The following is a 6,869-nucleotide window of genomic DNA, read 5'->3' on the forward strand; positions in this document are numbered from 1 at the left end:
CCGGTACCCGCCGTTCCTGCCCCGGTCGGCGTAGACGGGGACGCCCGCCTCGGAGAGCGCCTGCGCGTCCCGGGTCACCGTGCGTTCCGAGACCTCCAGCTCGCGGGCCAGCTCGGCGGCGGTCAGGGCGGGCCGGGACTGCAGGAGCAGGACCATCTTGATGAGCCGGGCAGCACGCATGCGGCCATTGTGCGGGCACCCCGGCGGCCCGCTCCCGCGGGTGTGCGGTCAGCGCCGGGGCGCCTTCGCGCGCAGGGTGCGCCAGGCCCTGCCGAGCGGGCGGCGCGCCGGCGCCGGGATGCGCGCGGTCCACCGGCGCGGCGGGAGGGCGTCCATGCGGTGGTAGAACTCGCCCACGTCGACGGCGAGCGTGCGCTCGGCGGTCCAGTAGGGGACGACGCCCACGGCACCGGGACCGACCCGGGCGGCTCCGGCCGCCGTCAGCTCACCGCGCCGGTCCCCGGTGATCCGGACGCTCCTGCCCACCCCGAGCAGCTGCACCGAGCCCCGCACGTCGTAGACCCCGCGTTGCAGCGGGGCGCCGCCGGCCGCGGTGAGCGGATCGACGACCAGGTCGCCGCGGACCTCCAGCCGGCTGCGGCCCGGACCGGCGGCGACCACCGCGGCCCTGAGGTCGCAGGCGGGGAACCAGCCCATGGGCCGCTTACGGTCCTTCAGGAGCACATGCGCGGACGCGGCACGCAGGGGGTCGCCGACCTCCCACTCCGTGATCGCCGGGTTCCCCTCCAGCAGCCGGGGGTCGAGCAGCAGGCGCCCGTCGCGCTCCACCATGACCACGGGGGTGCCGTCGTCGTGCGTCAGGGTCATCCGGAGCGGGGCGGTCAGTCTGCCGTCCCGCCAGCGCAACCGGCCCAGCCGGGCCTGCGCCCGCAGCGTGCGGGTGCGTTCCGCCAGTGCCCGCAGACCGTCGAGGCGGCCCTCCTCCAGGAGCGTCGCGCGCAGCCGCTGCACGGCGGGGAGCCCTTCCCGTACCCCGGGGGCGAACTCCTCCGCGACCAGCTCCCGAACGGCCTCGAACCGGGACCGGACGTCCAGGTGGTTGCTGAGCACCCGGGGCTCGCTCACCTGCTGGAGGATCTCCACCCGGTAGGTGCGGCGCAGCAGCGCGTCGCGCTCGGCGCCCGGCTCCGTACCGTCCTTCAGCGCCCGGACGACCTGGCGGAGGTTGCCGAAGTAGCCCCGGACGTCGATCGGCGCGCTGCTGTTGTTCCCCTCGTCCGCGCGGCGCATCCAGTAGTAGCAGGGGTAGTCGGCCAGCACGGAGACCCGGTCGGTGGCGACGTAGGCGCGGGCCATGAACAGCTGGTCCTCCAGCCGGCACCTGCCCTCGGGGAACCTGATGCCGTGTTCCAGGAGGAACGATCTCCGGAACATCTTGTGCGGGGTGAGCGAGTCCATCAGCGAGTGGTCGCGCACCGAGCACCGGTCGATGGTCCGGGCGAAGACACTGCTGGGCGGCTGCATGGTGCCGACGACCTTGCCCAGCACGATGTCCGACTCGTTCTTCGCGCCCAGGGCGCACAGGCGCTCCAGGGCCTCCTCGCCCAACTCGTCGTCCTGGTCCACGAACTGGACGAACTCGCCCCTGCTGTGCGCGATGCCCACGTTGCGGGGCTTGCCGGGCCAGCCCGAGTTCTCCTGGTGGATCACACGGACGTGCGGGTGGGCGGCGGCCAGCCGGTCCAGGCGCTCCGCCGAATCGTCCGTCGACCCGTCGTCGACGTAGACGACCTCGTAGTGGTCGGGCCCGATGCTCTGCCCGAGCAGCGACGGGGCGCACGACTCGATGTGGTGCGACGCGTTGTAGACCGGGACGACGATCGTCGCCCGCAGCGTGTGCGGAACGGAGCTCTCGGCAGTGGTCATGCTGCATCCCCTCTGAGGCCGTGCCGGGGCAGTGGGGGATACCCGGCCCATGGACCTCGAACGATATGCCGCATATACCCGTATGAGCCTATGAACCACAGCCGAAGGGGGATTCTCCGCGGCAGGCCCCCCGCCCCAGGGGTGTGCGCCGCGGCGGGCGCGGCGACGCACGCAGGGCGGGCTCGGAGTGAGCCCGCCCTGCGGTGCGAAGCGGAGAGGCCGGGGTGCGGCCGTCCCTCAGAGCCCGTACTTCTCGCGGGCCTCCTTGACCTTCGACGCCGGGACCTCACCGCGGCGGGCCAGCTGGGCCAGCGCGGCGACCGTGACCGACTGCGGGTCGACGCCGAAGTAGCGGCGGGCGCCCACACGGGTGTCGGAGATGCCGAAGCCGTCCGTGCCCAGCGAGGACCAGTCCTGCTCCACCCACTGGCTGATCTGGTCCGGGACCGCCCGCATCCAGTCGCTCACCGCGAGGACGGGACCCGGGGCGCCGGACAGCGCCTGGGTCACGTACGGCACCCGCTGCTCACCGCGGAGCAGCGCCTCGTCGCACTCCAGCGCGTCACGGCGCAGCTCGCCCCACGAGGTGGCGGACCAGACGTCGGCCGTGACCCCCCAGTCGGCGGCCAGCAGCTCCTGGGCCTCCAGGGCCCAGTGGATCGCCGTGCCGGAGCCCAGCAGCTGGATGCGCGGGGCGTCCGCCGCGGCGGACGCGCCCTCCTTGAAGCGGTACAGGCCCTTGACGATGCCCTCCTCGACGCCCTCGGGCATCGCGGGCTGCTGCTTGGGCTCGTTGTAGACCGTCAGGTAGTAGAAGACGTCCTCGGCGTCCGGACCGAACATCCGGCGCAGACCGTCCTTGACGATCACCGCGATCTCGTACGCGAACGCCGGGTCGTAGTTGAGCGACGCCGGGTTCGTGGACGCGATCAGGTGGGAGTGGCCGTCCGCGTGCTGGAGGCCCTCACCCGTCAGGGTCGTACGGCCCGCGGTGGCGCCGACGATGAAGCCCTTGCCGAGCTGGTCGGCGAGCTGCCACATCTGGTCGCCGGTCCGCTGCCAGCCGAACATCGAGTAGAAGATGTAGAACGGGATCATCGTCTCGCCGTGCGTCGCGTACGACGTGGCGGCGGCGATGAAGTCGGCCATGGCGCCGGCCTCGGTGATCCCCTCGTTGAGGATCTGGCCGTCCTTGGCCTCCTTGTAGTACATCAGCTGGTCGCGGTCGACCGGCTCGTACGTCTGGCCCAGCGGCGAGTAGATGCCGGCCGACGGGAACAGCGACTCCATACCGAAGGTACGGGCCTCGTCCGGGACGATCGGGACCCAGCGCCTGCCGGTCTCCTTGTCCCGCATCAGGTCCTTCACCAGGCGGACGAACGCCATGGTGGTGGCCATCTCCTGCTTGCCGGAGCCCTTGTACAGGGCCTTGAAGGCGCGCTCCTCCGGCTGGGGCAGGGCCACCGTGTGGACCCGGCGGGCGGGGGCCGGACCGCCGAGGGCGGCACGGCGCTCCTGGAGGTAGCGGACCTCGGGGGAGTCGGCGCCCGGGTGGGCGTAGGGGACCAGGCCGTCCTCGAAGGCGCTGTCCGGGATCGGGAGGCCGAGCAGCTCGCGCATGCTCTTGAACTCGTCGACCGACAGCTTCTTCATCTGGTGGTTGGCGTTCTTGGACTCGAAGCCCTTGCCGAGCGTGTAGCCCTTGACGGTCTGCGCCAGGATCACGGTCGGCGCGCCCTTGTGCGCCAGGGCGGCCCGGTAGGCCGCGTACACCTTGCGGGCCTCGTGGCCGCCGCGCGAGGAGTAGAAGCACTCGGCGATCTTGGCGTCGCTCAGCAGCTTCGCCAGCTCGGCGAGCGCGGGCTCGGCGCCGAAGAAGTGCTCGCGGATGTAGGCCACGTCGCGCGTCGCGTACGTCTGGAACTGCGCGTCCGGCACCTCACGGAGACGGCGGACCAGGGCGCCCGTGGTGTCGAGCTGGAACAGCTCGTCCCAGGCGCTGCCCCAGAGCGTCTTGACGACGTTCCAGCCGGCCCCGCGGAAGGCGCCCTCCAGCTCCTGGACCACGCGGAAGTTGGCGCGGACCGGGCCGTCGAGGCGCTGCAGGTTGCAGTTGACGACGAAGGTCAGGTTGTCGAGCTGCTCACGCGCCGCGAGGGCGAGGGCAGCGGTCGACTCGGGCTCGTCCATCTCGCCGTCGCCCAGGAAGGCCCAGACGTGCGAGTTCGACGTGTCCTTGATGTTGCGGTTCGCCAGGTAGCGGTTGAAGCGCGCCTGGTAGATCGCCGAGAGCGGGCCGAGGCCCATCGACACCGTGGGGAACTCCCACAGCCAGGGCAGCCGCCGCGGGTGCGGGTAGGACGGCAGGCCGTCACCGCCCGACTCCTGGCGGAAGTTGTCGAGCTGCTGCTCGCTGAGGCGGCCGTCGAGGAAGGCGCGGGCGTAGATGCCGGGCGAGGCGTGGCCCTGGACGTAGATCTGGTCGCCGGAGCCGTCCCCCTCCTTGCCGCGGAAGAAGTGGTTGAAGCCGGTCTCGTACAGCCAGGCGGCCGAGGCGAAGGTGGCGATGTGCCCGCCGACGCCGTAGCGCGCGCCCCGGGTGACCATCGCCGCCGCGTTCCAGCGGTTCCAGGCGGTGATCCGGGACTCCATCTCCAGGTCGCCGTCGAACGCGGGCTCGGCGGCGGTGGGGATGGTGTTGATGTAATCGGTCTCCAGCAGCTTGGGCAGCGCGATACCGGCGCCCTCCGCGTGCTGGAGCGAGCGCCGCATGAGGTATGCGGCACGGTGCGGGCCCGCGGCCTTGGTGACGGCGTCCAGGGAGGCCGCCCATTCGGCGGTCTCCTCGGGGTCGCGGTCCGGGAGCTGGTCGAGCTCGCTCGGAAGCTTTGCTACGGGGTCGGTCATGATCGCCGCCTTCCGGAGTGGGAGGGGGTGGAGAAGTCCCTGGCTGGCAGGACAGGGCGATGGGGCCGGTGGGCCCGCGACTGAACTCTAAGGCGCCGATCGATGATCGATCAAAGGATGAAGGGTAAAACTTCTCGATATGAAGAAAAGTGGCATGCGGTGCCGCGAAACGGGGCACGCAGTGACGGGAAGATTGGGGCGAAAAGGGGCGCTGACCTGCGCATTCGAGCGCCGGCCCCCACGGATGGGCCACGGCTCCCCGGAGCCTCAGGCGCGGGGCGCACACCCCAGGACGTGCTCCTTCACCAGCACCGCGATCCGCGGGTCCCGCCTCTGGAACGCGTCGACGAGCGCCTCGTGCTCCTCCGCGTACGACTTCTGCACCGTGCCGAGCCAGCGGATCGACAGGGCCGTGAACACCTCGATGCCCAGTCCCTCCCAGGTGTGCAGCAGCACGGCGTTGCCCGCCGCCCGCACCATCTCCCGGTGGAAGGCCACCGTGTGGCGCACCTGCGCCTCACCGTCGGCGAGCCGGTCCGCCTCGTACAGGGCCGCCACGTGCGGGGCGAGCCGTGAGCAGTCCCCGCCCAGCACCGGCGCCGCCAGCTCCGCCGCGATCTGCTCCAGACCGGCGCGGACCGGGTAGCTCTCCTCCAGGTCGGCAGCGGTGAGGTTGCGTACGCGGACCCCCTTGTTGGGGGCCGACTCGATCAGCCGGAGGGTCTCCAGCTCGCGCAGCGCCTCGCGTACGGGGGTCTGGCTGACCTCCAGCTCGGTCGCGATCCGGCGCTCCACGATGCGCTCACCCGGCTTCCAGCGCCCGCTCACGATCCCGTCCACGAGGTGCTCGCGGATCTGTTCGCGCAGCGAGTGGACGACGGGCGGGGTCATGACGGGCTCCTTCGGGGCAAACCGGTGTCACATACACCAACACGGCTGCCGGAACGACCGGTGGTGCCTAGACAATACGGCGGCGCCCCCGCCCGGGAGTCTTCCGGGCGGGGGCGCCGCAGGTGAGGCTCGTTACAGCCGAAGCCTCGTGGGCGGTTCGAGCCGGCTCAGAGACCCAGCTCGACCTCGAACTCACCCGCTTCGAGGATCGCCTTGACCGTGGTCAGGTAACGGGCGGCGTCCGCGCCGTCCACCAGACGGTGGTCGTAGGAGAGCGACAGGTACGTCATGTCGCGGACACCGATGACGGTGCCCTCGGCGGTCTCGATGACCGCCGGACGCTTGACGGTGGCACCGATGCCCAGGATGGCCGCCTGGTTCGGCGGCACGATGACGGTGTCGAACAGCGCACCGCGCGAACCGGTGTTGCTGACCGTGAAGGTGGCGCCGGACATGTCGTCCGGGGTGAGGCCGCCACCACGGGCCTTGCCGGCCAGCTCGGCGGTCTTCTTCGCGATGCCGGCGATGTTCAGGTCGCCCGCACCCTTGATGACCGGGGTCATCAGACCCTTCTCGGCGTCCACGGCGATGCCGATGTTCTCCGAGTCGAAGTACGTGATGGTGCCCTCGTCCTCGTTGATCCGGGCGTTGACGACCGGGTGGGCCTTCAGCGCCTGGGCCGCCGCCTTCACGAAGAACGGCATCGGGGACAGCTTGACGCCCTCACGGGCGGCGAAGGCGGCCTTCGCCTGGCTGCGCAGCTTCATCAGCTTCGTGATGTCGACCTCGACGACCGTGGTCAGCTGGGCCTGCGAGTGCAGCGCCTTCATCATGTTCTCGCCGATGACCTTGCGCATGCGGGTCATCTTGACCGTCTGACCGCGCAGCGGGGACGCCTCCAGCTTCGGCGCCTTCGAGGCTGCCGGAGCGGCCGCGGCGGCCGGAGCCGGGGCCGGGGCGGCCGCGGCGGCCTTGGCGGCCTCCGCGGCGTCGACGACGTCCTGCTTGCGGATGCGGCCACCGACACCGGTGCCCTTGACCGCGCCCAGGTCGACGCCGTTCTCGGCGGCGAGCTTGCGGACCAGCGGCGTGACGTACGCACCGTCGTCGGCGGCGGACGCGGCCGGTGCGGCCGGGGCCGGAGCGGCGGCGGGCTGGGCGGCGGGTGCCGCCGGGGCCGGAGC

General features: G+C 71.6%; 5 protein-coding genes. All 5 read right to left on the reverse strand.

Going from position 1 to position 6,869, the window contains the following annotated elements; all coding sequences use genetic code 11:
- Positions 1 to 180 (reverse strand): helix-turn-helix transcriptional regulator (locus tag IH13_RS0114730; protein ID WP_031084567.1); only part of this gene is annotated, 180 nt, incomplete at its 3' end.
- Between the two features lie 48 nt (positions 181 to 228).
- Positions 229 to 1,887 (reverse strand): glycosyltransferase family A protein, encoded by a 1,659-nt coding sequence (locus tag IH13_RS0114735; RefSeq protein ID WP_051835846.1) that lies wholly within the window; start codon positions 1,885 to 1,887, stop codon positions 229 to 231.
- Positions 1,888 to 2,124: 237 nt separating this feature from the next.
- On the reverse strand, positions 2,125 to 4,794 hold the full coding sequence (gene aceE / locus IH13_RS0114740) for a pyruvate dehydrogenase (acetyl-transferring), homodimeric type (RefSeq protein WP_031084571.1): 2,670 nt from the start codon (positions 4,792 to 4,794) through the stop codon (positions 2,125 to 2,127).
- A gap of 267 nt (positions 4,795 to 5,061) precedes the next feature.
- On the reverse strand, positions 5,062 to 5,685 hold the full coding sequence (locus IH13_RS0114745) for a GntR family transcriptional regulator (RefSeq protein WP_031084579.1): 624 nt from the start codon (positions 5,683 to 5,685) through the stop codon (positions 5,062 to 5,064).
- A 167-nt stretch (positions 5,686 to 5,852) separates the two neighbouring features.
- Positions 5,853 to 6,869, reverse strand: a 1,017-nt coding sequence (gene sucB / locus IH13_RS0114750; protein WP_031084580.1) for a 2-oxoglutarate dehydrogenase, E2 component, dihydrolipoamide succinyltransferase, incomplete at its 5' end; no start/stop codon positions are given.

Origin of the sequence: Streptomyces sp. NRRL WC-3549 (genome assembly GCF_000721935.1) — a bacterium.
Taxonomy (GTDB): Bacteria; Actinomycetota; Actinomycetes; order Streptomycetales; family Streptomycetaceae; genus Streptomyces.